Raw genomic sequence first — 26,240 nt, forward strand, 5'->3', positions numbered from 1 at the left:
AGGCCGTCTGAAAGGGTTTCAGACGGCCTTTTTGTCTTTTTTCTGGTTGGCGATGCCCATCAGGAGGGCGAGGATGGTCATGATGGAGAGGGTGGCGGTGCCGCCGTAGCTGACGAGGGGGAGGGGGACGCCGACGACGGGGAGGATACCGCTGACCATGCCCATGTTGACGAAGGCGTAGCAGAAGAAGGTCATGGTGAGGGCGCCGGCGAGGGTGCGGCTGTAGAGGTTGGGGGCTTGCGCGGCGATGTAGAGGCCGCGGGCGAGGATGATGAGGTAGACGGCCAGGAGCAGGAGGTTGCCGATAAGGCCGAATTCTTCGCCGTATACGGCGAAGATGAAGTCGGTGGTGGATTCGGGGATGTAGTCGAGGTGGGTTTGCGTGCCGTTGAGCCAGCCTTTGCCCCACACGCCGCCCGAGCCGATGGCGATCATGGATTGGATGATGTGGTAGCCGTCGCCCAGCGGGTCTTTGGTGGGGTCGAGCAGGGTGAGGACGCGGGTTTTCTGGTAGTCGTGCATGACGTAGTTCCACATCAGGGGCAGGGCGGCGACGGCGGCGATGCCGGCGGCGAGGATGACTTTCCACGGCAGGCCGGCGAAGAAGATGACGAAGACGCCGGAGGCCATGATGAGGGTGGCGGTGCCCAGGTCGGGCTGTTTCAAGATGAGGAAGACGGGGACGATGACGATGATAAGGGCGGTGAGGTGGTGGTGCCAGCGCAGGTTGCCGGCGTTGCGTTGCAGATACCAGGCAACCATCATGGGCAGGGCGATTTTCATGATTTCGGAGGGCTGGATGCGGATGCCGAGGTTGAGCCAGCGGGTCGAGCCGTTGACGGTGACGCCGAAGAAGTGGACGCCCAAAAGCATGAGCACGCCGAGAAGGTAGGCGGGCGGGGCGAATTTGGCGAGGGTTTGCGGTTTGGTGCGGGCGACGAGCCAGATGAGGGCGAAGCCGATGACGGTGTGCAGGGTTTTGCTTTCGAGGCGGCCGACGTCCTGTCCGTCGGCAGAGTAGAGCAGGAAGAGGCTCATGATGTAGATGACGAGCATGGCGTAAAAAAGCCAGGGGTCGATGGGCTGCCAGATGAGGCGTTTGGCTTTTTGCAGGATGTTTTCGTTCGGGTTCTGGTTCATGGCGCGGTTTCCGGGGCGGAGGCGGGAAGGCCGTCTGAAAGGGGGGCGGACGCGCTTTGTTCGGGCGGTGAGGCCGTCTGAAAGGCGCGGGTAACGGGGTGTTCAGACGGCCTTTTGGCCGCGCCGCTGCCGGTGAGGAGCGGGTTGTCGGCCAGGGTGCGGCTGCTGTTGTCGACGGGGATGTCGCGGTCGGCGCCCGCTTTGAGGGTGAGCAGGTAGTAGTCGGACAGGGCGCGGGCGAGGGGGGCGGCATTCGCGCCCCAGCCGCCGTTTTCGAGGATGACGGCGATGGCGATTTTGGGTTTGTCCAGCGGGGCGAAGGCGATGAACCAGGCGTGGTCGCGGTGTTGTACGGCCAGCGCGGCGGCGTTGTAGGATTTGCCTTGGGCGATCTGCACGACTTGGGCGGTGCCGGTTTTGCCGCCCATGCTGTATTTGAGCCCCGCGCCGACTTTGCGGGCGGTGCCGCCCGGTTGCAGCACTTTGGCCATGGCGGCTTTGATGTAGTTGAAGTGGGCCTGTTTGAAGGGCAGGGTGCGGACGGGTTTGGGGTCGATGAGGGTGATTTGCTGTTTGTTGTGGTCGAGCAGTTCTTTGACGAGGTGGGGGCGGTATACCGTGCCGTTGTTGGCAAGGGTGGCGGTAGCGTGCGCCATTTGCAGGGGGGTGTAGGCGTTGTAGCCCTGGCCGATGCTGATGGGCACCATTTCGGCGACGTTCCATTTGCGCCGCGCGGGGGGGAGTTTGGCGAAGCGTTTTTCTTTCCATTCCGGCGAGGGCAGCACGCCTCTGTATTCGTGCGGCAGGTCGATGCCGGTCTGTTGGCCGAGGCCGAACTGGGACAGGTAGGGGTGGGCTTTTTCGATGCCCAGCTCGAAGCCGAGGCGGTAGAAGAAGGTGTCGGAGGAAACCTGTATCGCTTTCATCAGGTTGGCTGAACCGTGGCCGCTGCGTACGGAGTCGCGGAACTGGTGTTTGGTGCCGGGTATGCTCCACGAGCCGGGGGCGGGAACGACGGTGTTTTGGCCGATTTTGCCGCTTTCCAAAAGCGCCATGCCCATAAAGGGTTTGAAGGTGGAGCCGGGCGGGTAGAGGCCCTGGGTGACGCGGTTGATCAGGGGTTTTTGCCAGTTTTCGTTGAGGGCTTTCCAGTTGTCGCTGTCGATGCCGTCGATAAATAGGTTGGGATCGAAGGAGGGGTTGGAGACGAAGGCGAGCACGCCGCCGGTCTGCGGGTCGATGGCGGCAATCGCGCCGCGTTTGCCCCTCATCAGGCGCACGGCTTCCTGCTGCAGGCGGATGTCCATCGCTAGTTTCAGCGTCTGGCCGTTTTGCGGCGGCACGGTTTTGATGGTGCGGATGATGTTGCCGTAGGCGTCTTTTTCCACTTCGCGGTAGCCGGGCATGCCGAGAAGCTGGCGTTCGTAGTAGCTTTCCAGACCGGATTTGCCGATATGGGTGCTGCCGCGGTAGAGGGAGCTGAGTTTTTCTTCGTTCAGACGGCTTTGGTCTTTGTCGCTGATGCGGCCGATGTAGCCGATAAAGTGGGCGGTCTGTTCGCCGTAGGGGTATTCGCGGAAGGTGCGGGCGTTGATTTCGACGCCCGGCAGGCTGTAGAGGCGGGCGGCGATGCGCGAGGCTTCGTCGGGGGTGAGTTTGAGTTTCAGCGGGATTTTTTCGTAGGAACGGAATTCGCTGCGGAATTTTTTGAAGCGTTTGAGGTCGGTTTCGCTGATGTCGGCCATGGTTTTTAAGACGGCCACGGTGTCGTCGAGTTTGCCTTCGATGCGGTTGGGGACAATTTCCAGCGAGTAGGCGGGATAGTTGTGCGCCAGCACCACGCCGTTGGCGTCGACGATTTCGCCGCGTATCGGCGGGGTGGGAATCAGGGAGATGCGGTTGGAGGCGGCCTGGGCGGTGAATTCGCCGTGTTTTTGCACCTGCAGATAGGCAAAACGCGCCGCCAGCGCGCCGAAAAGCAGCACGATGAAGGCGAATGCGGCGAACAGGCGGATGCGGAAGTCGCGCTGTACGGCGGCGGCATCGTTGCGGGCGGCGGGATAGGGGCGGAAGGTCTTCATCGGCGGCGGGAGAAATGCAGAAGTGCCAGCATCAGTTTGTTGAGCATCGGCCAGGCCAGTGCGCCGACGACGGGGGCGAGCAGGCCGGGTAGGCCGGTGAGGCGGTGGTCGGCAATCAGATGCAGGAGGATGAGGACGATGTGGCTGCCCGCCAGTGCCAGCAGCACGGCGACGGACTGGAAGGCATAGCTTTGCAGGACGATGAAGCGCTGGTATTTCTGGATGAAGAACACCATCAGGATGTAGGCCAGCGCGTGGCGGCCGAGTGGCGCAGCGATACCGATGTCGATCAGCAGGCCGCAGACGAAGGCGGTGACGATGCCGACGGACTGCGGGCGGTTGAGCGCCCAGTAGAGCAGGGTAAGGGCGGTAGCTTCCGGCAGCCAGAAGGAGAGGTGTGCGGGAAAGGGAATCAGGTCAAACAAGAGCGAGACGGCAAAGGTCGCGCCGATCAGGCGTTTGGGAATCCGGTTGTAGAAATCGTCGAAATCGGTCATGGGCGGGGGGCGGATGCCGCCGCTTCGGAGGCCGTCTGAACACTCAGGGGCTCGGTTTGCGGCAGAACCAGTACGTATTTGCTGCTGCGCACGGCGGCGGGAACGGACAGCGCAGCGCGGTAATAGGGTGTGCCTGAGGAGCGCTCGGCGCTTTCCACTTTGGCTACGGGAATGCCGGCCGGATAAACGGAATCAAGGCCGGAGGTGACCAGAAGGTCGCCCGCCTGCAAATCGGCGTCAACGGGAAAATAGCGCAGGGAAACACGGTTGCCGTCGCCGTAGACCAGGCTGCGTACGCCGGTACGCTCGACTGTGACGGGAACGACCGATTGGGCGTGGGTGAGCAGGGTCAGTTCGGCACCGAACGGGTGCACGGCGGTGAGCTGGCCGATCAGGCCGTTTTGGTCGACCACCGCATCGCCCGCCTGCAAACCGTCGCTGCTGCCTTTGTTGATAACCAGCTTGTCGGCAAGCGGGTTTTTGCCGTTGGACACCACTTCCGCCGCCGTACCGTTTTCCAATGCGGCGTTTTTCAGGCCGTTGATCCGTCTAAGCTCCGCCAGCTCGCGCCGTTCGGCGCCGCTTTGCCGCAGCAGGGCGACCAGGCGCATGTTTTCCGTTTGCAGGCGGCTGTTGGCGGCAATCAGCGACTGCTGCGAGTGCAGGAAAGTGCTGCCGTATTCGTACAGTTCGACCGGTTTGTCGGCCAGCCACTGCAAGGGTTTGAGCGCGGTGGAAAGATAGGATTTGAGCTGCTGCACGGCGGCGTAGCGGCTGTCCAAAACCATCAGCGCAACGCTGGCAATCGACAGGATAACCAGCCGGTTGACGGGGTGGTTGCGGTTGCGTGTGAAGCTCAGGGATTTGGACATGGCACCGGGCGCTGTTGAGGTTTAGGGATTGGCGACGAAGATGGAATTCAGACGGCCTACCAGATCGAGGGCGCGGCCGGTGCCGCGGGCGACGCAGGTGAGCGGGTCTTCGGCAATCATCACCGGCAGGCCGGTCTCTTCGGCCAGCAGCCTGTCCAAACCTTTGAGCAGCGCGCCGCCGCCGGTGAGTACCAGGCCGCGCTCGGCAATGTCGGCACCCAGCTCGGGCGGGGTTTGTTCCAAAGCGGTTTTTACCGATTGGACGATTTGGTTGACCGGCTCGGTAATCGCTTCGAGCACTTCGTTGGAGGAGATGGTGAAAGAGCGGGGGATGCCTTCGGCGACGTTGTGGCCTTTGACTTCGATTTCTTTCACTTCCATGCCGGGGAAGGCCGTGCCGATGTCTTTTTTGATGCTTTCGGCGGTGGCCTCGCCGATTAACATGCCGTAGTTGCGGCGCACATAATTGATGATGGCTTCATCGAAAGCGTCGCCGCCGACGCGCACCGAGTGCGAGTACACCACGCCGGAGAGTGACATTACGCCCACTTCGGTGGTGCCGCCGCCGATGTCCACCACCATCGAACCGGTCGGCTCTTCGATGGGCAGACCGGCGCCGATGGCTGCGGCCATCGGTTCTTCGATCAGATAAACCGCCGATGCGCCCGCCGCTTCGGCCGAGTCGCGGATGGCTTTGCGCTCCACCTGGGTCGAACCGCAGGGCACGCAGATAACGATGCGCGGCGTGGCGGCAAAGCGGCTGTGCGTAACTTTTTTGATGAAGTGTTTGAGCATTTTTTCGGTGACGGTAAAGTCGGCGATCACGCCGTCTTTCATCGGACGGATGGCTTGGATGCTGCCGGGTGTGCGGCCAAGCATTTTTTTCGCGTCCGTGCCGACTGCCAGTACCGCGCTGCGGCCGGTGTTCGGATCGATCTGCATCGCCACCACGGAAGGCTCATCCAGAACAATGCCTTTGCCTTTGGTGTAGATCAGCGTGTTGGCCGTGCCCAGGTCGATGGCCAGATCGTTGGAGAAATAACGGGTGATGAAACGGGGAAACATAGGGATTCCTGCAATGGTAAACGGAGGGTGTCGATACGTTTTCAGACGGCCTGAATCCGGCGGCTGTTTACATTTGGTTTGTGAAGCGGGTTGTAAACAGCATCTTGCGGGGAGGCCGTCTGAGCGGGGGAAATTAGTTATTCCGGCAGCGCGTTTCGGTTATAATCCGCGCCGCTTGGCGGAAAGCGCGCTATGATACCCTAAATTGTCAATATTGCTAATTATCTTTAAGGAAATTTTCATGTCCCTGAGCCTGTCCGATGTAGAGAAAATCGCCCGCCTGTCGCGGCTGAGTCTGGACGAAAACGAAAAACAGCAGATGCTCGGCGATCTGAACGGCATCTTCGATCTGGTTGGAAAAATGCAGGCCGTCGATACCGAAGGCATCGAACCCATGACCCACCCGCACGATCTCGCCCTGCGCCTGCGCGACGACAAAGTTACCGAAACCGACCGCGCCGCCGAATACCAAACCTGTGCGCCCGAGGTGCGAAACCGTCTCTACATCGTGCCGCAGGTTATCGAAGAATAAGCGTTCAGACGGCCTCATGCCTGACTTGAAGGCCGTCTGAAAACATCACATCCGCTTGGCGCACCCTGTTTCCATTGTTTTTCAGCAACACAGATTGCAGGCCGTCTGAACCGCATTTCCCGGAAAAAACATGACCCCCTACACCCTCAAACAAGCCTCCGAATTATTACAGTCCAAACAAATCTCCGCCGTCGAACTGGCCACCGAATACCTCAAAGCCATCGCCGCGCGCAATGCCGCCATCAACGGCTACATCACGCTTGACGAAGAAAAAACCCTCGCCGAAGCCCGCGCCGCCGATGCGCGCATTGCCGCCGGAGAAGCCACCGCGCTCACCGGCGTGCCCGTTGCCTATAAAGACATCTTCTGCCAAACCGGCTGGCGCAGCGCCTGTGCCAGCAAAATGCTCGACAACTTCGTCTCGCCCTACACCGCCACCGTCGTACAAAACCTGCTCGACCAAGGCATGGTAACGCTCGGCCGCACCAATATGGACGAATTTGCCATGGGTTCGGCCAACGAAAATTCCTACTACGGCGCGGCCAAAAACCCGTGGAATACCGCCCATGTGCCCGGCGGCTCGTCCGGCGGCTCGGCAGCCGTGATTGCCGCCCGCCTCGCCCCCGCCAGCCTCGGTTCGGATACCGGCGGTTCCATCCGCCAGCCTGCCTCCCATTGCGGTATTACAGGCTTGAAACCCACCTACGGCACCGTTTCCCGCTTCGGCATGATTGCCTACGCCTCCAGCCTCGACCAAGCCGGCCCGATGGCGCAAACCGCCGAAGACTGCGCCATCCTGCTCAACGCCATGGCAGGCTTTGATGAGCGCGACTCCACCAGCCTCGAACGCGAAAAAGAAGACTACACCCGCGACCTAAACCGCCCGCTCAAAGGCCTGAAAATCGGCCTGCCCAAAGAATACTTCGGCGACGGCTGCGAAGCAGACGTCAAAACCGCCCTGCAAAACACCATCGACCTGCTGCGCGGCATGGGCGCGGAAACGGTAGAAGTGTCCCTGCCGCAAACCGCCCTGTCCATCCCCGCCTATTACGTCCTCGCCTCCGCCGAAGCCAGCACCAACCTGTCGCGCTACGACGGCGTGCGCTACGGCCACCGCGCAGCCGAGTTTGCCAATCTCGAAGAAATGTACGCCAACACCCGCGCCGAAGGCTTCGGCAGCGAAGTCAAACGCCGCATCATGATCGGCACTTATGTACTGAGCCACGGCTACTACGACGCCTACTACATCAAAGCGCAAAAACTGCGCCGCCTCGTCGCCAACGACTTTCAGACGGCCTTTGCCGGATGCGACCTTATCTTAGGCCCCACCGCCCCCAGCTCCGCCCCGCAAATCGGCCAACACGGCGGCGACCCCTTGAAAGCCTATCTTTCCGACATCTACACCATCGCCGTCAACCTCGCCGGCCTGCCCGCCCTCAGCCTGCCCGCCGGCTTCTGCCGCAACGGCCTGCCCATCGGCGTACAGCTTATTGGTAACCACTTTTCCGAAGCCCGCCTGCTCAACGCCGCCCACCAAATCCAATTGGCAAGCGACTGGCACAGCAAAGCGCCGAAGCTGTAAAAGCGTAAGCAAAAGGCCGTCTGAAAAGTATCTGACAGGCTTTCAGACGGCCTTAGAGCGTAGGTCGGATACTTGTATCCGACATCTTTAAGGCAGCCTGAAAACCCAATGTCCAAACCCTTTCTCAAATGGGCGGGCAGCAAATACAAGCTCGCCCGTTTCATCGAAACCCATCTGCCAAGCCGAACCCGCAAACGACTGATAGAGCCGTTTGCGGGCTCGGCCGCCGTTTCTTTGGTTTTAGAATTTGACGCTTATCTTTTAAACGATACCAACGCCGACCTTATCGGCCTGTTTCAAACCTTAAAAGAGCAAAAGCAGGAATTTATCGGCTACGCCCGCTCGTTTTTCACCACAGAAAACAACGAAAGTAGCCGTTATTACCAATTGCGCGAACAATTCAACCAAAGCCGCGACAGAACCGAACGCGCCGCGCTGTTTGTCTATCTCAACCGCCACGCCTTTAACGGCCTGTGCCGCTACAACAGCAAAGGCGGATTTAACGTACCCTTTGGCAAATACAAAGCTCCCTATTTTCCTGAAGCAGAAATGCAAGGATTTTTGCAAAAGGCCGACCGCATTGAATTGGTGTGCGGAGATTTTCAGACGGCCTTGGCGTCGGCAGGTTCAGACGACCTTATTTACTGCGATCCGCCCTATGTGCCGTTAAGCGAAACCGCTTCGTTTACCGCCTACGTGCAAAACGGTTTCAACGCCGACGACCAACGCCGCCTTGCCACCGCCGCCGAACGCGCAGCCAAACAATCGCAAGGCGTGCTGATTTCTAATCACGATACGCCGTTTACCCGCGAGCTTTACCGCAACGCCCGCTTGGAAACCATCGAAGTGCAACGCAACATCGCCGCCAAAGGCAGCAGCAGGCAGAAAGTCGGCGAGATTTTGGCCGTTTATGAATAAAAACCTGTTGGCCGAAGCCGCCGCGCCCTATCAAAGCAGCCTGAAAAAACACGTTTCAGACGGCCTTGTTCTGTATCACGAAGACGCGTTAACCGTGATGCGCAAAATTTTAGACAAGCACCCAAACGGTTGCTTTGACATGATTTTCGCCGACCCGCCGTATTTCCTTTCCAACAACGGCTTTACCTGCCAAAACGGGCAGATGGTTTCCGTAAACAAAGGCGGCTGGGACAAATCGCAGGGCATGGCCGCCGATATGGAGTTTTACGAACAATGGCTCAGGTTGTGCTACGCCCTGCTTAATCCAGACGGCACAATCTGGGTATGCGGCACGCAGCACAACATTTACCTGATCGGCTACCTGATGCAGAGCATCGGCTACCATATTTTGAACAACATCACATGGGAAAAGCCCAACCCGCCGCCGAACCTGTCCTGCCGTTTTTTCACCCATTCCACCGAAACGCTGTTGTGGGCAAAGAAAAGCAAAAAAGCAAAGCACACCTTTCATTACGAAACCATGAAAACGCAAAACGGCGGCAAACAAATGAAATCGGTTTGGCAAATAGCCCCACCGAACAAGGCGGAGAAGGCACACGGCAAACACCCGACACAAAAACCGCTTGCCCTGCTCGAACGCTGCATTCAGGCTGCCTCAAACATCGGCGATTTGATATTTGACCCGTTTGCAGGCAGCGGCACGACAGGCGTTGCGGCATTGAAACACGGGCGCAGGTTTTGCGGGTGTGAGAAAGAAGAAGCGTTTTTTGAATTGGCTAAGAAGAGGTTAGAAAATGATTAAAGGTGGCAAAGGTGGCGGCAATACCACGACAGGTTTGCATTTTGAACAACGTACGGACATCAAAAGACTGTTTGAACAAATTGACGGCTACTCTCTAAAGGAGTCCAAAAATAAAACCGGATACGAAATCTGGTTTAATAATGAAAAGCTCGCTTACTGTTTTAAGAAAAGGGAGCTGTATCGTTTCTTGGAACAAGAGCCATATAACATCGATTGGCAAAAGCATTTATCCAAACGCCTAGAGCCTGACAATGCGCTGTTTGTTATTGTGCGTGATACGCTATTTATTATTGAAATCAAGTTCCAACAAGTAGAAGGTTCTGTTGACGAAAAATTACAGACTTGTGATTTCAAAAGGAAGCAATATACCAAATTAGTACATGGTTTAGGCTGGAGAGTTGAGTATGTTTATGTATTGAGCGATTGGTTCAAACAAGAAAAATATAAAGATACACTTGACTATATCCACAGCATGAACTGCCATTATCTGTTTAACGAGATTCCCCTCAAATGGCTGGGTCTTCCCCACGAATAACCATAACCCGAAGGCCGTCTGAAACTTTCAGACGGCCTCCCATAATCCCCAATCCCACCATGTCCAAAGTTTTCACCTTCCCCGACTACCGCGCCGTGTACAACTTCGCGCCCAAGTTTCGCGACCAGCATTTGAAATTTGCCCTGCGCGTGTTGCTGCACCGCCGCCAAATCCGCGCGCTGGAAGCCTTTGTCAACAGCCGTCCCGACTATCAGGCATTGTTTGCCAAGCGCCCGCAAGACGCTTACCCGCTGGTGCACGCCTTTATCGACAAGCGTTTTCGTGCCGATGATCGGCTGGCGGCCATGCGGCACGACATCGCCGCCGCCTGCCGCCTGTTTCCCAAACCCATGCTGGACAAGCTCGACGATATCGCCACCGCCGTTCCGCTTGCCCGCATTTCAGACGGCCTTTTGCTGGTGCTCAACCGCAACGGCATCTGCGCCGACGAAGGTTTTTGGGCGGTCACGCTTACCGACGGCGCAGGCAGCCGCCTCTATAACGCCACGTTTTCCCTGCTGCCCGAAGGGCTGCTGGCCGCGTCGGTGCAGGGGCCGGCGGGCGAAGAAGGCAAAGACACCGTGCGCCGCCTCACCAAGCAGCTGCACGGCCTGCGCCCGCAGGGACTCATAACTTCCGTCCTGCAATACCTCGCCGCCGCACTTGGCCTGCCTGCTTTGGGCATTGCCCACGACCACCAAGTCAAACTGCGCTGGAAACTGAAAAAACGCGTCAAAATGAACTACGACCACTTCTGGCAGGAAAGCGGCGCAATATTGGGCGGCGACGGCTACTGGCACCTGCCCGCCGCGCCGCAGCGCAAAGAAATGGACGAAATCGACAGCAAAAAACGTTCGATGTACCGCAAACGCTATCAAATGCTCGATCAAATTGAGACCGAAATACAGGCGTTTTTCAGACGGCCTCAAAACAATCAGGCCGACGAAAAGGCCGTCTGAAAACAAAGGCCGTCTGAAAGATGCCGAGTGCCTTTCAGACGGCCTCCCGTCCATCCCTAACCCGTCCCGCACACACAAAACCATGACCCCTACCGACCTTATCAATATCACCGGCACCGCCGCTTTTGCCATTTCGGGCTACCTCGTCGGCTACGGCAAGCGGCTCGACGTACTCGGCGTTGTGATTACCGCGCTCTTGACCGCCGTGGGCGGCGGCATGATGCGCGACGCGCTGGTCGGCCATATTCCGCAGGTGTTTTTGCGCACCGACGCGCTGATTGTGGTGTTTGCCACGCTGGCTGCTGCCTGGCTGTTTCATATTGAGCGCCGCCAACGCGCCGTATTGACCGCTGCGTTTATCGTGGCCGATGCCATCGGTTTGGCCGCGTTCAGCATTACCGGCGCACAGGTCGGCGTGGCGCTGCATTTGAACCTGTTCGGCGTGGTGGTATTGGCGTTCGTTACCGCCGTCGGCGGCGGCATCGCGCGCGATATTCTGGTGAACAAAGTGCCGATGATTCTGCGCTCTGACCTTTACGGCAGCGTTGCCATCGTTATCGGCATACTGGTGTATCTGCTTTCCAAAGCAGGCTGGATTAACGTATTGACGATCAACGCGCTTTTTATCGGCGGCTGCCTGCTGCGGCTGACGGCCTACCGCTTCCATTGGCAGCTGCCGGGTTTCCAAAACCGGCGCGGCGCGGCAAACAGTTAGCCCGTTCGAACGCTGATTATCGGGCGTTTGGTTTACGGCGTTAGACGGTATTAGACGTAAAAAAACAGCCCGAAAAGTTGGGCTGTTTTTGTATGTTGGTGCGGACGGAGAGACTCGAACTCTCACACCTCTCGGCGCCAGAACCTAAATCTGGTGCGTCTACCAATTTCGCCACGTCCGCGCGGAACGAAAGCGCGGATTATACGGAAACAGCGGTTTTTTGCAAGGGCGGCAATCGCGGCCATAGCGGGCGGCGGCTTGAAAATACGGCAAAACGGATTATATTGGCGGGCATTCGCTACAGGCCGTCTGAACGGTTTCAGACGGCCTTTTTACTTTTTATATGATGTTGATTGACGAGAAAGGTCGGACGATGTCGGACACATTGGTTCGGGATTACCTGCAAACGCAGGGTTTGCGGCTTTCTGCTGACGAGGTGCATATGGCGCATCTGGCGGCGCAGGCGGTGGTGGCAATGGGGCAGGCGGAGATCGACCGCTCCGTGTTGTGGGGCGGTGTCGGCGGTGTGGTGCCGTCGGACTATCTGCCGCAGGATGAAGAGACGGAAAAACTGTTGAAACAGGTGTTTATGGCGCTCGATTCCGCTTGGGAGCGCTCGGGCGCGCGTTCGGCGGCGGTGTATCTGCGGCTGCGGGAAGCGGGCGTGCTGCTGGGTTTGGCGCAACGCGGCGAGGCGGCGGAAGGGCTGCTGCTGCTGGACGAGGAAACCGGCTGGCGGCATCTGGCGAGCCGTTCGGCGCAGAGCGGCTGGCTGAATCTGGCCGACGACGTGGCGCGATGGCTGGAATTTGACGAGCTGCGCGGCGCGGCGCATGCCGGTTCGGGCAGCCAGATGGCGTTGCCCGTCACGCTGGAAAACGGCATGGTTTTGGGCGTGGTTTATGTCGAAGCGGCGGAGAAAAACGCTTTCGACGCGGCGGCGCAAACGGCATGGGTCGGCCTGGCGCTGGCGCTGGCCGAACCTTTGCGGCGGCTGGCGGGCGAAGACGAAGCACAGGAGGACGGCCATGGCTAAGCTGGCATTTGTCGCCTCGTGCCGCCTGCCGACGGAGTGGGGCGTGTTCACCATGCACGGTTTTGAAGATGAAAACGGCCAAGAACATGTGGCGCTGACGATGGGCGACGTTTCAGACGGCCTGCCCGTTCTGGCGCGCGTGCACTCCGAATGCCTGACTGGCGACGCGCTGTTTTCGCGCAAATGCGACTGCGGGCCGCAGCTGCAGGCGGCCATGCAGGCCGTGCAGCGTGAAGGGCGCGGCTGCATCGCCTACCTGCGGCAGGAAGGGCGCGGCATCGGCCTGATCAACAAAATCCGCGCCTACCGTTTGCAGGATCAGGGCATGGACACGGTGGAGGCCAACCTTGCCCTCGGCCTGCCCGTCGACGCCCGCGATTTCCGTCTCGCCCAACAGATTTTCGCCCATCTGGGCATCAAGGGTGTGCGCCTTTTAACCAATAATCCCGACAAGGTGAGTACGCTGCGCGAAGCGGGCATCGACGTTGCCGAACGCGTGCCGCTGCATGTGGGCGAAAATGCGGAAAACGAGCGTTATCTGCAAACCAAGGCCGAGAAGCTGGGGCATTTGTTTTAAAAGCCACTGGGCTTTGAGGCCGTCTGAAATCCCTTTTTCTGTTTTCAGACGGCCTTAAAGGCTGCACACGGAATCCTTTAAACAACAGAAAGAAAAACAAAATGGTCTCATTTTGCTGGTCTGCACCGTTTTCATGCTGCACCTGCATACCTGTTTCAGCGAAGCGCAGCATCTGAACCGTTGGCAGGGTTGGCAGATTATTCTGATGTTGGCGCTGACGGGCACGCTGTTTATCTATAAGTGAAACAAAATAGAAAATCTACGGCGTTGCTGCGCCTTGCCGTATTACTCATACTGTCTTCGGCTTGCTGCCTTGTATCTTTCCTATTTTGTTTCACTATAACTTCGTCAGCCGCACGGCTCTGCTCAAAGGCGCGGTGCAGCTTGCGCTGATTGCGGGCGGTATTGCTGTGTTGTTTGCCTGAATGGAGGCCGTCTGAAAGCACCACCGCAGCCTTTTCAGACGGCCTCAACCTCCCCGCCAAAAGGAAAACCCATGTCCCACACCCTGCCGCTGCGCCCCCTGCCGCTGGCCGAACTGCCCGACGTGATGTATGCCGCCGTGCGTCCCGAGCCGTTGAACGAGCCCTATTGGGTGGCCGCCAATCCCGACCTGCTGGCCGATTTCGGCCTGACGGCGCAGGGTTTTCAGACAGCCGCCAACCTCGCCTACCTGTCGGGTAGCGCCGACGGCTATGCCCCGCCGCCCGTCGCCACCGCCTACGCAGGCCACCAGTTCGGCGTCTACACCTCCAAACTCGGCGACGGCCGCGCCCTGCTGATCGGCGAAGCCACCGACCGCCACGGCCGCCTCTGGCAGTGGCAGCTCAAAGGCGCGGGCAAAACCCCGTATTCCCGCTTTGCCGACGGCCGCGCCGTGTTGCGCTCGAGCGTGCGCGAATACCTGTGCTCCGAAGCCATGCACGGCCTCGGCATCCCCACCACCCGCGCCCTCGCCCTGTGCGCCAGCGCCGACCCCGTCTACCGCGAACAGCAGGAAAACGCCGCCGTCCTCACCCGCCTCGCCCCCGACTTTCTGCGCTTCGGCCATTTCGAATACCTGTTTTACACCGGCCGCAGCGAAGGACTGCAACAACTCGCCGACTACCTCATCCGCCGCCACTACCCCGACTGCGCCGCCGCCGCGAGCCCCTACGCCGCCCTGCTCGACGCCGTTATCCGCCGCACCGCCGGCCTTATCGCCGCCTGGCAGGGCGTCGGCTTCTGCCACGGCGTGATGAACACCGACAATATGTCCGCCCTCGGCCTCACCATCGACTACGGCCCCTTCGCCTTCCTCGACGCCTACGACCGCCGCCACGTCGCCAACCGCTCCGACAAAGCCGGACGCTACGCCTACCACGCCCAGCCCTACGCCGCTCACTGGAACGTTGCCGCCTTGGCCGCCTGCTTCGCCCCGCTGCTCGCAGGCAGCGAAAACGAAGCCGATGCCCTGGCGCAGCAATGGCCGCAGCACTTTCAGACGGCCTATCTCGCCGTAATGCGGCGCAAACTCGGCCTGCAAACCGAACACGCAGGCGATGCCGCCTTGGCCGAAGACCTCTTCGCCGCCCTGCACGGCAAAGGCATAGATTTCACACTCTTCTTCCGCCGCCTGTCCCTGCTGACCGAAGCACACGCCGACCCCGTGCCCGCAGAGCTGCTGAGCCTATGCGGCGGCAGCCTGCCGCCCGACCTTGCCCTGTGGATCGGCCGCTACCGCCAGCGCCTGCGTGCGGAAAACAGTCGCCGCGACGAACGCGCCGTGCGCATGAACCGCGCCAACCCGCTCTACATCCTGCGCAACCATTTGGCGCAACAGGCCGTCGAGGCGGCAGAAGCGGGCGACTTCGCCCCCATCGAACGCCTGCGCCGCTGTCTGGCCAATCCTTACGACGAACAGCCCGAATTTGCCGACTTCGCCGAAGCCCCGCCCGCAGGCAGCCCGCCGCCCGTCCTGTCCTGTTCGAGCTGAACGCATGAGGCCGTCTGAAAGCCTGTTTCGGAACGTCATTCCCGCGTTTATGCCCCGAAGGGGTACGGGCTGTTTTTCAGACGGCCTCCGCCGCATCCGCATCTGGCGGCCAACCGCTTGCCCCGCCGTACGAAAGGCCGTCTGAAAGCCCGTTTCAGACGGCCTCATCCTTAATTTAGACGCAACGGCCTTTGTCGTTTGTATTACAATCCGCGCTTTGCCGCAGGCATCAGGCCGTCTGAAAACGCCTGCCGACAGGAGAACGATATGACCGACTGCATTTTCTGCAAAATCGCCGACAAACAAATCCCCGCCGCCGTGGTATACGAAGACGAAGAAACCCTGTGTTTCAAAGACATCCGCCCCGCCGCGCCCGTGCACCTGCTGCTGATTCCCAAAGAGCATTTCGACTCGCTGGCACACGCCGAAAGCCGCCACGAAGCCCTGTTGGGCAGAATGATGCTGAAAGTGCAGCAAATCGCCGCCGAACACGGCCTCTCCAACGGCTTCAAAACGCAGATCAACACCGGACGCGGCGGCGGCCAGGAAGTGTTCCACCTGCACATCCATATCATGGGCACGCCCGCACAGGCCGTCTGAACAGCCCCAACCAAACGTTATATAAAAGGAAAAACTTATGCCCGGATTCAGCAGCCTCAGCCACTGGCTCTTGTTGTTACTCATCGTCGTGCTGGTGTTCGGTACGAAAAAACTGCGCAACGTCGGCAAAGACCTCGGCGGCGCGGTGCACGACTTCAAAAAAGGACTGAACGAAGGCACCGACGGCGAAAGCAAGGACGAAGCCGCCGCCAAGTCCGCCGCCGACAACGACAAATCCGCCTAAACCATGTTCGATCTCGGTTTCAGCGAACTGCTGCTCACCGGCATCGTCGCCCTCGTCGTCCTCGGGCCCGAACGTCTGCCGAAAGCGGCGCGCACCGCCGGACGCTGGCTGGGCAGGCTACAACGCTTCGCCGCCGACATGAAGGGCGAAATCAACCGCCAAATCGAACAGGCCGAGCTGGCCGAAGTGAAAGAGGATTTTGCCTCGGCGGTGCGCGAAGTGCGCGACGGCCTGCAAAGCCCGCAATACGGCGACAGGCCGTCTGAAAACCCCGAAGCGGACGAAGATCTGCCCGCTTGGGAGCGTCTGCCGCCGCAGCGTACCCCCGCCGATTTCGGCCTCGACGGCAACGGCCGTCCGCTTGATGCGGGCGGCGCTTTTTACGACTGCGCCGCGCCCGTGCATATGGTGACCCTGCGCCGCCAGGCGATGAACCGCCGCCGCGACCTGCGCCCGCGCCACCGCCCGCAGCCGCAGTTGCGCGTGCGCCGCCAAAGAGGCCGTCTGAAAGGAGCAGGACAATGAGCGCGCAGACGCAAACCCTGATGGAACACCTGATCGAGCTGCGCCGCCGCCTGATGTGGATCATGCTGGCACTCCTGGCCGCCTTCTTCGCCGCCGTGCCCTTCGCCCAGCAGCTTTACACCTTCGTCGCCCAACCGTTGATGGCCACCCTGCCGCAGGGCTCGCAGATGATTGCCACCGACGTGATCGCACCGTTTTTCGTGCCGGTGAAAGTGGCGCTGATGACCGCTTTCCTCGCCACCCTGCCGCACACGCTCTACCAAATCTGGGCGTTTGTCGCCCCCGCCCTCTACCGCAGCGAAAAACGCCTGATTCTGCCGCTGGTGCTCTCCAGCCTCATCCTTTTCGCCTGCGGCATGGCCTTCGCCTATTTCGCCGTTTTCCCCATCGTGTTCAAATTCCTTGCCGGCGTCACGCCGCAGGGCGTGAGCATGGCCACCGACATCGACAAATACCTGTCTTTCGTGCTCGGCATGTTCGTCGCTTTCGGCGCAACCTTTGAAGTGCCCATCGTCGTCGTCCTGCTGCACCGCATGGGCGTGGTGTCGCTGGAACAAATGCGCGGCGCGCGGCCCTACGTTATCGTCGGCGCCTTTGCCGTCGCCGCCGTCATTACCCCGCCCGACGTCCTGTCGCAGGTGCTGATGGCCGGGCCCATGGTGCTGCTCTACGAACTCGGCCTGCTGGCCGCCCGCCTGTTCAAACCCGTGCCCGACAGCGGCGAAGCGGACGGGGAGGAATAAGGCCGTCTGAAAACGCAGCTTGACAATAGTCAAGACGGTTTTCAGACGGCTTTATGCTTTATTGCTGTCGGAGACAAATCGGCCTGGAAGAAAACCGCCGGCGCATCCTAGCCATGCCGTGCTACGCCTCGCCGCACACCGACCAAGAAGGCATCGGACGCTTTTACCAGGCACTGGAAAACCTGCCTGCCGAAAGTGCCTAACCAAAACAAAAGGCCGTCTGAAACGTTTTCAGACGGCCTTTTGCAGTTTGTTTGGAGCAAACCAAAATATCCGCTCCGTGGCAGCAGCGTCGGACGGCATTCGGAAGACGCAGCGGCGCAGCCGCAGGCGTGCAGTCGGGAGGCCGTCTGAAAAAGGGAAGGGCCGTCTGAAACACTTTCAGACGGCCTTTTAATGTTTTGCCTAGCGGCTTAGGCGCGTTTGCGGAATTCGCCGGTGCGGGTGTCGATTTCCACTTTGTCGCCGTTTTCGATGTAGGACATCACCTGGATTTCGGTGCCGCCGACGAGACGTGCGGTTTTCATCACTTTGCCCGAAGTGTCGCCTTTGACCGCAGGCTCGGTGTATTCCACTTCGCGCACGATGATGGTGGGCAGCTCGACGGAAATCGGGTTGCCTTCGTAGAAGGTCACTTCGCACACGTCTTCCATGCCGTCGACGATGAATTTCAGCGCGTCGCCGATGTTTTCGGCTTCGATTTCGTATTGGTTGAACTCGTCGTCCATAAACACATACATCGGGTCGGCGAAGTAGCTGTAAGTGCAGTTTTTGCGGGCGAGGACGACCACGTCGAATTTGTCGTCGGCTTTGTAAATGGTTTCGGAAGCCGCGCCGGTGAGCAGGTTTTTCAGCTTCATGCTCACTTTGGCGGAGGAGCGGCCGCCTTTGATGTATTCGGTTTTCTGTACCACCATCGGGTCGTTGCCGACCATAAATACGTTGCCTGCGCGCAGTTCTTGTGCGGTTTTCATGCTGTTTCCAATTCTGTAAAGGTTTAAAAATCAAAGCGGCGCATTTTAGCGGTGTTTGACGAAGTTTGCCAGTTTTTCCGCTGCTGTTTCTTGGGCAAACAGGCGTTGCCGCCAGACTTCGGCGGCCTGCGTCCAGCCGCTGTCGCGCCCGGCCAAAAGCCGCCAGTGCGCCAGCCGTTCGGTGTCGTTCAGACGGCCTCTGCCGTTCAATTCGTCCGACAGGGCGCGGTGGGCGGCGGCGGTGTCTGCGGGGAATAGCGGGTAGGGCAGGCGCCAGAAGGCGTCGAGTTTGTCCAAATGCGCCATTTCGTCCTGCGGGTAGATGTGCCAGAAAAACGGGTTGCCCGACAGCTGCGCGCGCACGAAGCTGTCTTCGCCGCGCACGATCAGGCCGTCTGCAAGGTGCAGCAGCGTGTCGAAATCGTCCTGCGGCACGAAGGGCAGGCGCACCAGCGTAACGCAGGCCGTCTGAAAAACGCTGCCTGCATGCGGCAGGCTGTCGCGCGGCAGGGCGCCCGCTTCTTTCAGGCTGTCGATAATCTGCGTGCCCGCCAGCAGCAAGGTGATTGGTTCGCCCGCCGCCTGCCACATATGCAGCCAGTCTGCCCAAATGGGGCTGTGGTAGCCGAACAGCAGCCACTCGGGCGCGGTTTTCGGTGTCAGACCGAGAGAGCGTCTGAACGCGGCGAGGGCGGCCGCGTCGGGGGCGGCGTAGTCCTGTTCGCGCAGCAGGCCGCCGCTGCGTTCGTCGAAACCCATCAGCCAGAAGAATTTTTCCGTGCCGTCGGCCTGCGGCGAGGGCTTGCCGTGCATTGCCGCCGCCCATTCCTCCGCGCTCAGGTATTCCCAGTTCAGCCACAACGATTTACGCGCCCGTATGCCCTGTCTGACGCGCCCGGGCAGCTCGCAGCCGAAGGTTTCGATTACCACGTCCGCGCCCTGCCATTGCGGCAAATCTTCTCCTTCGCGCCACAAACGCATTTCCATTCCCCGGTAAACGCAGGGCAGCGCGGGCAGGTCGGGGCATAGGGCGCGCAGCGCGGCTTCGTCGTCCGTCCACAGCGTCACGCGCCAGCATAGTTCGTTTTGCAGAATGCGCGCCAGCCGCAGGCTGACGCCGATGTCGCCGAAATTGTCAATAACGGTGCAGAAAATATGGCAGCTGGCGGCAGGGTAGGGCATGGCGGTATCCGTAAAATCCAAATCGGATGCGGGTTTTACGCCGATCCGCCGTTTTGTCAAGCCCGAAAAGGCGGGCAAAGCGCCGTTTATCCACACGGCCGTCTGAAAAGGGACAGGCTGTAAAGAAATTTTAAATTCCGCTCTTGACAAGCCTTTGAATAATTTAATCAGTTGATTTTAAACAAATTTTATAATTGACTATTTTTTATGCAGTTTAAGGGAAAATCCCGATTCGACGGCAAAAACCGCTTCCGCCCACAAAATACCCACAAAGTTACCCACAGCTTTTGTGGGCAACTCGGCGAAGCCTTGTTTTATCGCGGATTTGTCCACCGCAAGGCTGATTGCCAACAACTCCTAAGGCCGTCTGAAACGGTGTGCGGCGGTATTTCCTCCGCCTGCTGCCGCTTTTTTCAGACGGCCTTTGTGCCTGTCGGACGAATGCCGTGCCGCTCTGTGGCCGCTGCGCTTCGGGAGCGGGTTTTTTAATAGAAAAAACATTGCGATGATATGAAACCCCGTTTTTCCTGCGTGAAAACGCTTGCCTGCGGGCGGCCGATGCCGGATAATGCACGCTTCTTTCAGCCGGTGTAGCTCAGTTGGTAGAGCACCTGACTTGTAATCAGGGGGTCGCGAGTTCGAATCCTGCCGCCGGCACCAAATTAAAACAGCCCGACTTTTCAGTCGGGCTGTTTTGCGTCTGCCGCAGATGCGGCGGCTTATTTTGTTTCGACGGCTTTGCTGTTGCGGTAAACCTGTTGGTTCAGCAGTTCGCCGCTGCGGGCATAGACGGCGCGGCTGCCGTTGTCGGGATGGGCGTCGGCGTCAAACAGGGCGCTGCGGGGGAGTTCCATCGGGTCGGTGCGTTTTTGGTCTTCGGCGTAAAAATCCTGCACCAGATAGACGCTGCCGCGTTTGCCGATCAGCCGGCGGTAGTAGCCGCCTTTGACTGGGCTGTCGGCGGGTTTGCCGTCGGCGGAGAAGTGGGCGACGGTTTTTTCTCCCGCATCGGCCGCGTAGGGCAGGGCGGTTTTGCCGCCGATGGGGATGTTTACCGATGTGCCGAGGCCGAGGTGGCGGCCGAAGCCGCCGATGCCGAGGCTGAGGGATGTGCCGTTTGTGCCCGAGCAGGCGGAGAGTGCGGCGGTGGTGGCGAGTAAAAAGGCAATTTGTTTCATTGAGTTATCCCGTTTTGTTGGAAACGGTGGCAGTATAGCGGAAACTTTGCGCTGCTGCGGCGATTTGTTCGGGAAGACGAAAAACGGTACAGGCTGTTTTCAGACGGCCTTAAAAAAGCGGCAGGGTTTTCCCTGCCGCTTTGGCGTTCGGACAATGCCCTCAGGCTATTCCGAATCGGCTTTTTCTTCGATAACGCTTTGTGTGATACCGGTATCAAAAGCGGTTTGCGGCATCAGGTTGTCGAGGCTGAGGCTGTTTTTGTCCAGCGTGGGGTAGCCGGAGAAGGCGACGGTGTAGCCGCCGTTGCCGTCGCTGCGGATTTGGGCGTGCGCGCCGAGCGGGAAGGTGGTTTTGTCGGCGATGTGGCCGAAGGGAAAACCGGTGAGCACGGGGATTTTCGCGGCGCGGGAAACGGCGGCGGTGACGGCGCTCAAATCGTAGCTGCTATCGTACACGTCGCGGATGGAGCCCATGCGGAAATCGCCCAATACAACGGCCTGCTGTTTTTGCAAAACGCCCGCCAGCAGCAGGGTTTGCAGCATCCGCTCGATGCGGTAGGGCTGCTCGCCCACGTCTTCGATAAACAGGATGCCGCCTTTGATGTCGGGCATATAGGGGCTGCCGGCCAGTGCGGACAGAACACTGAGATTACCGCCCCAGAGCATGCCTTCTATGTGCAGGTCGTGCCGCTGCATGGCGGGCACGGATACGGTGTAGCCGGGGTTGGTGGTGCAGCGGATAAACGAATCCATTGTGTAGCTGCTCGGCACGGGTTTGCCGAACTCGCTGTACACCATCGGGCCGGCGAAGCTCAGCCAGCCGCCCTGCGCCAGCAGCGCCAGTTGCAGGGCGCAAACGTCGCTGAAACCGAAAAACAGCGTGCCGTGTTCGCGCATTCTCGCGCCCAGCGAGGCGAAGTCGATATGCGGCAGCAGGCGGTGCGCGCCGTAGCCGCCGCGCATGCCCATCAGTACCTTGGGCGTGGCCGCGCGGCCTGTTGCCACGTCCTGCACGTCGGCGATGCGTTCGGCGTCGCTGCCCGCGAAGCGTTGGAAGCGGCGGAAGGCTGCTTCTTGGTTGGTAACGGCGAAACCCGCATATTGCAGCAGGTTGATGCCCGCCTGTGCGCGGGCGGGCTCGGGCGCGAAACCCGAAGAAGCGATAATGCGTAACACATTGTTTCCTGATGTTTTCGGTTGTCGGGGTTTGGGCTGCGGCTGCGGCCGCATTTGCGCGGCGTTCTGCCCCGCAGGCGTACCCGCGCAGGCCTGCAACAAGCCAGCGCCCGCTGCGGCGGCCGAACCGCGCAGTAGGCTGCGGCGTGAAATCTGCCAAGTCATTTTTCTATCCTTTCAGACGGCATCAAAAAAAAACGGATTTGCAAAACAACGGCGCGGCGTTTCAGACGGCCTCAATGCGTGCCAGCCGTTCGCGCACCTGCCGCGGCCAGTCTTCGGGCAGCACAACGGCGCTTTCGCGCTGCGCCGCCGCCCAAACCGGCGCGGGAAAATTCGCATCGGCGGCAAAACGCGCAATCACATGCCAATGCAGGTGTGGCACGACATTGCCCAGGCTCGCCAAATTGATTTTCGCCGGGCGGAACACCTCGCGCATCGCCGCTTCCACGCGGTACACGGCCGCCATCAGTTCGTTGCGTTCGGCGGGTGCAAGGTCGGTCATCTCCGCCACATGATCGTGCCAAATCACGCGGCAGAACGCCGGCGCATTGGCCTCGCCGTGCACCGCAATCACCCGCAGCCTGTCGTTTTGCCACAGCACGTCTTCGTTTTCGGCCGTGCAGATAGGGCATTGTTCCATCGCTAAACTCCGCAAAATAAAAGGCCGCATTGTAACGGAAACCGCCCGCGCCGACTTTTCAGACGGCCTTTGCGCTTCCCTCCTTTACCTGATTTGACGGAGAGACGGGCAAACCCGTCCCGCTTTCCGTTCTGCCGAACAGGTTTCCCTGCCTGCGGTGCGCAAGGCGTAGAGAGGCCGTCTGAAAACCAATATTTCAGACGGCCTCTCATACACTTGTAAATACATCTGTCCGTCTTCCTTCCGTGTTTTTTCAGACGGCTTCCCCGCATCAAAAAGCGCCAAACAGCCGCGCGTGCTTTATCGAAACCGTTTTGTTCTGTTGCACTGCGTTAAATTATGTATAATCCTAATCTTCAAACAAAAATCAAACTGATTTGCATAATTTCAGAATCATTCTGCAAGGACTTCCGCCATGAATAAAACCCGTCTCAAAACCCTCGCCGCCTGCATCGCCGTACTTGGCACGCCTGCCGCCTTCGCCGACAACACCGCCGCCGACGCCGCAGAATCCTCCGCTCTCGAAACCGTTATCGTCAAAGGCAACAAAAACAAACACCAAACCGGCCGCGACCGCGTTTACACGCGCGAAGTGGTGAACCTCTACAAAGGCAAAGAAGAAGTCGAAACCTTCAAAGGCAACACCGTCTCCGACCTCTTTAGCGGCATGGTCGGCGTGTACAGCGGCGACGCCCGCAACAGCGGCGCGCTTGATCCCAACGTACGCGGCGTGCAGGGACAGGGGCGCATTCCCGTCACCATCGACGGCACCGAGCAGGCGATTACCGTCTGGCGCGGCATGGCGGGCGCGAGCAACCGCAACTACGTCGACCCCAATATCGTCAGCAGCGTTTATGTCGAAAAAGGCCCCTCGTTCAACCGCGAAGTGAAAAGCGGCATCGGCGGCTCGGTTGCCCTTAAAACCATAGACGCCGACGACATCGTGCCCGAGGGGCAGAAATACGGCTTTGAGGTCAAGATGGAAACAAGCGACAACTCGATTTCCCCACGCAGTGCGAAATATGCCGTCAATGTCGATTACCGCACTCTGCCCAATCCCGAATATTCGGCATTGGGAATGTGGCGTTTGTTTTTAGACGACAGCGACCGCCTCGATCCCCGTTTCGGCAGCAAACACAAATTCTTTAAAGACACCGCCTACCGCATTGCCGCCGCCACCAAACAAGATAATTTCGATGCCATGATTGCCTATGCCTACCGCAAAAAGGGCAATTATTTCTCGGGCAAAAAAGGCGGCGAACGTTACGGCTACTTCCAAAACAACAGTGAAGAAAATATCAAACGGCTGATTGAGCAATGGGGCGGCAGCCTGCTCAAACCCAGCGTGCCCATTATGGGCGTGTTCTACAATCCGGGCGGCGAAGTGGCCAATTCTTCGTTGGAAACCAAATCGTGGCTGGGCAAATTCACCTACCGCCTGCCGGACAACCAAAGTCTGAAACTCGGCATCCGCCATACCGATTCCACCTTCGGCGAAATCATGCCCTCGCGCATATTCAGCGGTATGGGCTTTCAGGGCAACAATTATTCCGCAATGAACAAAATCGCCGAATGGCCGCAGGCGTGGGTGAAGCAGCGTGCCTACAACCTCGACTACACATGGAAACCGGAAAACAGCCGCTGGATCGATTTGCAGGCTTCTATTTGGACGACGCGCACCCGCTCGAAAACCAACTCTGCCGGCGGCGTACCCGGCGATGTGGCGTGGACGGATGAAAAATGGAATGAGAAATACTATTACTGGAAATACGGCGGCAGCGGCGGAGCCCGCCCCCTTCCCAAAGACGGCCTGCCCAACATCAACAACCGCTTCACCACCAAACAGGGGCAGGCACTTTATGCCACCAACAACCGCAACGGTTTTACCTTCTCCAACCGCATGAAGCTTGCCGACAAGCTGCAACTTACCGTTCTGGGCGATTTCCAAAACGAAAAACTGCGTACGCACAACGAGTTTTCCGATCTCTTTCTCGACGACGGCAATATCAGGGAACAAAAGGAAAACAAACTCTATCCCAATCTCTGGCTCGACCAAGTGGCTTATCCGCGTAACGGCAGACGGCGCGAGTTCAATCTCGGCTTTAATTTCCGCTACGACCCCGTCCGCTGGCTCACCCTCACCGCAGGCGCGCGCTACACCCATTTCACCTTACAGGACGACAGCCTGAAAAAATACCTCGACAACGGCGGCATCATCCAAGCCAACAGGGGGTATGTTTTCAGAGGCACGCAGGTTGCCGGCAAAGCCGAATACGAAAGATATTTGAGAGCGCAAAAAGCCTATGACGAATGTCTTAAAATAAACGATTGCAGCCGGACTACCCCGGAAATTGAACGGGATTTCCAACTCGTCGAAATCAAAGACGGCGTGGCCTATCTGAAAGAAAAAATCCAAAGGAATTGGGAAAAAGACCGCTACGGCAAGCTGCATATCGAAAACCATCCCAACTTGCAGCCCGAAGTGCGGCAAATGGTGGAAAACCCCGCCTACGATCCCAACGACCCCGCCAGCCCGCGCATGGTACCCAAGTATGATTTGCAGCAAGATAATTCCCGTCCGGATGGGCTTTACCGCACACCGCTGACCGAAGCCGAAAAACGGCGCGGCATCAAGCAGGGCGGCAGCGGCTGGGCGCCCGCCTTCTCCGCTACGGTGAATTTCACCGACCACGCCCGCGCCTACCTGCGCTATACGCAGATTCTGCGCTATCCCAGCGTGTTTGAAGGCACTTACGGCATCCCGCTGGCCGCCAGAAACGCCACAGCTCTGGAAACCCGCTTCGGCTACCAGTGGCGGCCGGAGCGGGCGCAAAACTGGGAAATCGGCTATATCCACGACCTTACCGGCCTGTTTCCGAAAATGCGCCGCGCCGATTTCCGCATCAACTATTTCCACAACGTAACCAAAAACATCATCGACCGTAACGAAGACTTGGAATTCGAGCAATACGACAAACAAACCCGCACCGGCGCGGAACTCTCCGCCCGCTTCGACAGCGGCCGCTTCTACGGCAGCCTCGGCGTCGTCCGCGCCATCCGCAACGAAGTGTGCGACAAAGCCTACGGCTTCTCAGACCATTGGCAGGACTGGGCCATCCGCCAACAGCTCAAAAACGGCGGGTCTCTGACGCGCGTGCCGCACTGCTTCCCCGGCGGTGCGAATGTCGCAGGCTATCTGCGCACCATGCAGCAGCCGCAATGGTCGGTAAACGCCGAGCTGGGCACGCGCCTGCTGAACAACAAACTCGACCTCGGCACACGCTTCAACTGGTTTAACAAGGTACATACCAACCGCCTCGACTCATGGCGCGACTTCCAGCGCGAAATGCTTGAACGCTACGGTGAAGACATGAGCCGGTATATTGCGGGAGACGCGCAAGAAAATATGCGCTGGGCGGCTACGGCCACGGTTGACGCTTATGTCCGCTACCGCATCAACAAGCATATTACCGCCGAAATCGTCGGCACCAATCTGACCAACCGCTACTATATGGATCCGTTCAGCCGCTCCTATATGCCCGCCCCGGGGCGCACGCTGCGGATCGGCATTACGGGGAAATGGTGATTCAAACGGCAGAACTGTAAAAACCGATATTTAAACTTGAATACTAATAATTACTGTTTCATTGGTAGGAATTTCAGTATATGATGCATCTGCCTTGCTTGGA

At 59.0% G+C, this 26,240-nt stretch carries 27 protein-coding genes and 2 tRNA genes; 17 read left to right on the forward strand and 12 right to left on the reverse strand.

The genetic code is table 11. The features are described from left to right. Window positions 1-18: 18 nt before the first annotated feature. The 5 genes from rodA to ACLD9W_RS00925 are packed head-to-tail and all read right to left on the reverse strand — an operon-like array spanning window position 19 to window position 5,655. The gene (rodA, locus tag ACLD9W_RS00905; RefSeq protein WP_410840265.1) at window positions 19-1,140 is read right to left on the reverse strand and encodes a rod shape-determining protein RodA; all 1,122 of its coding nucleotides are present in this window, start codon (window positions 1,138-1,140) and stop codon (window positions 19-21) included. Then, entirely contained in the window at window positions 1,137-3,221 is a 2,085-nt protein-coding gene (gene mrdA, locus ACLD9W_RS00910) for a penicillin-binding protein 2 (RefSeq protein WP_410840266.1), read from the reverse strand. Before mrdA ends, rodA begins: the two co-directional genes overlap by 4 nt. Continuing rightward, on the reverse strand, window positions 3,218-3,718 hold the full coding sequence (mreD, locus tag ACLD9W_RS00915; protein WP_009425328.1) for a rod shape-determining protein MreD: 501 nt from the start codon (window positions 3,716-3,718) through the stop codon (window positions 3,218-3,220). Before mreD ends, mrdA begins: the two co-directional genes overlap by 4 nt. Further along, window positions 3,715-4,590 carry a rod shape-determining protein MreC gene (gene mreC / locus ACLD9W_RS00920; protein ID WP_410840267.1) on the reverse strand — a complete coding sequence of 292 codons (876 nt, stop codon included), beginning with the start codon at window positions 4,588-4,590 and terminating at the stop codon, window positions 3,715-3,717. The genes mreD and mreC overlap by 4 nt, the downstream gene beginning before the upstream one ends. Window positions 4,591-4,611: 21 nt before the next feature. Further along, complete coding sequence (locus ACLD9W_RS00925) at window positions 4,612-5,655, reverse strand: rod shape-determining protein (RefSeq protein ID WP_094031100.1); 1,044 nt, start codon at window positions 5,653-5,655, stop codon at window positions 4,612-4,614. Window positions 5,656-5,896: 241 nt separating this feature from the next. Between ACLD9W_RS00925 and gatC the strand changes: the two genes are divergently transcribed. The 7 genes from gatC (at window position 5,897) to ACLD9W_RS00960 (ending at window position 11,698) form a co-directional block, all read left to right on the forward strand. Beyond that, window positions 5,897-6,187, forward strand: a complete 291-nt coding sequence (gatC, locus tag ACLD9W_RS00930; protein ID WP_410840268.1) for an Asp-tRNA(Asn)/Glu-tRNA(Gln) amidotransferase subunit GatC — start codon at window positions 5,897-5,899, stop codon at window positions 6,185-6,187. A 130-nt stretch (window positions 6,188-6,317) separates the two neighbouring features. After that, complete coding sequence (gene gatA / locus ACLD9W_RS00935) at window positions 6,318-7,769, forward strand: Asp-tRNA(Asn)/Glu-tRNA(Gln) amidotransferase subunit GatA (protein ID WP_410840269.1); 1,452 nt, start codon at window positions 6,318-6,320, stop codon at window positions 7,767-7,769. Between the two features lie 108 nt (window positions 7,770-7,877). Continuing rightward, window positions 7,878-8,687 (forward strand): Dam family site-specific DNA-(adenine-N6)-methyltransferase, encoded by an 810-nt coding sequence (locus ACLD9W_RS00940; RefSeq protein WP_410840270.1) that lies wholly within the window; start codon window positions 7,878-7,880, stop codon window positions 8,685-8,687. Next, window positions 8,680-9,489, forward strand: coding sequence for a DNA-methyltransferase (locus tag ACLD9W_RS00945; protein ID WP_410840271.1), 810 nt, complete (start codon window positions 8,680-8,682; stop codon window positions 9,487-9,489). The genes ACLD9W_RS00940 and ACLD9W_RS00945 overlap by 8 nt, the downstream gene beginning before the upstream one ends. Continuing rightward, window positions 9,482-10,024 carry a PD-(D/E)XK nuclease superfamily protein gene (locus ACLD9W_RS00950; protein ID WP_410840272.1) on the forward strand — a complete coding sequence of 181 codons (543 nt, stop codon included), beginning with the start codon at window positions 9,482-9,484 and terminating at the stop codon, window positions 10,022-10,024. Before ACLD9W_RS00945 ends, ACLD9W_RS00950 begins: the two co-directional genes overlap by 8 nt. A gap of 59 nt (window positions 10,025-10,083) precedes the next feature. Then, complete coding sequence (locus tag ACLD9W_RS00955; protein ID WP_410840273.1) at window positions 10,084-10,983, forward strand: VirK/YbjX family protein; 900 nt, start codon at window positions 10,084-10,086, stop codon at window positions 10,981-10,983. An 82-nt stretch (window positions 10,984-11,065) separates the two neighbouring features. After that, window positions 11,066-11,698 (forward strand): trimeric intracellular cation channel family protein, encoded by a 633-nt coding sequence (locus ACLD9W_RS00960; protein WP_410840274.1) that lies wholly within the window; start codon window positions 11,066-11,068, stop codon window positions 11,696-11,698. A gap of 96 nt (window positions 11,699-11,794) precedes the next feature. Here ACLD9W_RS00960 and ACLD9W_RS00965 read toward each other — a convergent pair. Next, a tRNA-Leu gene (locus ACLD9W_RS00965) sits at window positions 11,795-11,879 on the reverse strand. A 192-nt stretch (window positions 11,880-12,071) separates the two neighbouring features. On the opposite strand from ACLD9W_RS00965, the gene ACLD9W_RS00970 reads away from it, so the two are divergent. From ACLD9W_RS00970 to ACLD9W_RS01005, 8 genes are all read left to right on the forward strand, one after another. Next, window positions 12,072-12,734: a GAF domain-containing protein gene (locus ACLD9W_RS00970; RefSeq protein WP_410840275.1), complete on the forward strand. Its 663-nt coding sequence runs from the start codon at window positions 12,072-12,074 to the stop codon at window positions 12,732-12,734. Further along, entirely contained in the window at window positions 12,727-13,311 is a 585-nt protein-coding gene (gene ribA / locus ACLD9W_RS00975; RefSeq protein ID WP_410840276.1) for a GTP cyclohydrolase II, read from the forward strand. Before ACLD9W_RS00970 ends, ribA begins: the two co-directional genes overlap by 8 nt. 496 nt (window positions 13,312-13,807) lie before the next feature. Next, the gene (locus ACLD9W_RS00980) at window positions 13,808-15,286 is read left to right on the forward strand and encodes a protein adenylyltransferase SelO (RefSeq protein ID WP_410840277.1); all 1,479 of its coding nucleotides are present in this window, start codon (window positions 13,808-13,810) and stop codon (window positions 15,284-15,286) included. 267 nt (window positions 15,287-15,553) lie between these two features. Beyond that, entirely contained in the window at window positions 15,554-15,886 is a 333-nt protein-coding gene (locus ACLD9W_RS00985) for a histidine triad nucleotide-binding protein (RefSeq protein WP_410840358.1), read from the forward strand. A 37-nt stretch (window positions 15,887-15,923) separates the two neighbouring features. Further along, window positions 15,924-16,130, forward strand: a complete 207-nt coding sequence (gene tatA / locus ACLD9W_RS00990; protein ID WP_410840278.1) for a Sec-independent protein translocase subunit TatA — start codon at window positions 15,924-15,926, stop codon at window positions 16,128-16,130. Between the two features lie 3 nt (window positions 16,131-16,133). Further along, entirely contained in the window at window positions 16,134-16,655 is a 522-nt protein-coding gene (gene tatB / locus ACLD9W_RS00995) for a Sec-independent protein translocase protein TatB (protein WP_410840279.1), read from the forward strand. Further along, window positions 16,652-17,398 carry a twin-arginine translocase subunit TatC gene (tatC, locus tag ACLD9W_RS01000; protein WP_410840280.1) on the forward strand — a complete coding sequence of 249 codons (747 nt, stop codon included), beginning with the start codon at window positions 16,652-16,654 and terminating at the stop codon, window positions 17,396-17,398. The genes tatB and tatC overlap by 4 nt, the downstream gene beginning before the upstream one ends. A gap of 53 nt (window positions 17,399-17,451) precedes the next feature. Next, window positions 17,452-17,601 (forward strand): hypothetical protein, encoded by a 150-nt coding sequence (locus tag ACLD9W_RS01005; RefSeq protein ID WP_410840281.1) that lies wholly within the window; start codon window positions 17,452-17,454, stop codon window positions 17,599-17,601. Between the two features lie 210 nt (window positions 17,602-17,811). Here the strand turns inward: ACLD9W_RS01005 and efp are convergent, their stop codons facing one another. From efp to ACLD9W_RS01020, 3 genes are all read right to left on the reverse strand, one after another. Beyond that, window positions 17,812-18,372: an elongation factor P gene (gene efp, locus ACLD9W_RS01010; RefSeq protein WP_007342735.1), complete on the reverse strand. Its 561-nt coding sequence runs from the start codon at window positions 18,370-18,372 to the stop codon at window positions 17,812-17,814. A gap of 45 nt (window positions 18,373-18,417) precedes the next feature. Beyond that, on the reverse strand, window positions 18,418-19,554 hold the full coding sequence (gene earP / locus ACLD9W_RS01015; RefSeq protein ID WP_410840282.1) for an elongation factor P maturation arginine rhamnosyltransferase EarP: 1,137 nt from the start codon (window positions 19,552-19,554) through the stop codon (window positions 18,418-18,420). A 198-nt stretch (window positions 19,555-19,752) separates the two neighbouring features. Next, window positions 19,753-19,905, reverse strand: a complete 153-nt coding sequence (locus ACLD9W_RS01020) for a hypothetical protein (protein WP_410840283.1) — start codon at window positions 19,903-19,905, stop codon at window positions 19,753-19,755. A gap of 233 nt (window positions 19,906-20,138) precedes the next feature. Between ACLD9W_RS01020 and ACLD9W_RS01025 the strand changes: the two genes are divergently transcribed. After that, window positions 20,139-20,214, forward strand: a tRNA-Thr gene (locus tag ACLD9W_RS01025). Window positions 20,215-20,273: 59 nt separating this feature from the next. Here ACLD9W_RS01025 and ACLD9W_RS01030 read toward each other — a convergent pair. The 3 genes from ACLD9W_RS01030 to ACLD9W_RS01040 form a co-directional block, all read right to left on the reverse strand. Further along, window positions 20,274-20,732, reverse strand: a complete 459-nt coding sequence (locus ACLD9W_RS01030; RefSeq protein WP_410840284.1) for a NemA protein — start codon at window positions 20,730-20,732, stop codon at window positions 20,274-20,276. A 165-nt stretch (window positions 20,733-20,897) separates the two neighbouring features. Next, the gene (locus ACLD9W_RS01035) at window positions 20,898-22,073 is read right to left on the reverse strand and encodes an LD-carboxypeptidase (protein ID WP_410840285.1); all 1,176 of its coding nucleotides are present in this window, start codon (window positions 22,071-22,073) and stop codon (window positions 20,898-20,900) included. Window positions 22,074-22,134: 61 nt separating this feature from the next. After that, window positions 22,135-22,551 carry an HIT family protein gene (locus ACLD9W_RS01040; RefSeq protein ID WP_009426723.1) on the reverse strand — a complete coding sequence of 139 codons (417 nt, stop codon included), beginning with the start codon at window positions 22,549-22,551 and terminating at the stop codon, window positions 22,135-22,137. A 415-nt stretch (window positions 22,552-22,966) separates the two neighbouring features. Between ACLD9W_RS01040 and ACLD9W_RS01045 the strand changes: the two genes are divergently transcribed. Further along, window positions 22,967-26,137, forward strand: a complete 3,171-nt coding sequence (locus ACLD9W_RS01045) for a TonB-dependent receptor domain-containing protein (RefSeq protein ID WP_410840286.1) — start codon at window positions 22,967-22,969, stop codon at window positions 26,135-26,137. Window positions 26,138-26,240: the final 103 nt, after the last annotated feature.

The organism is Neisseria sp. WLZKY-1 (assembly GCF_046546535.1).
Classification (GTDB): domain Bacteria; phylum Pseudomonadota; class Gammaproteobacteria; order Burkholderiales; family Neisseriaceae; genus Neisseria.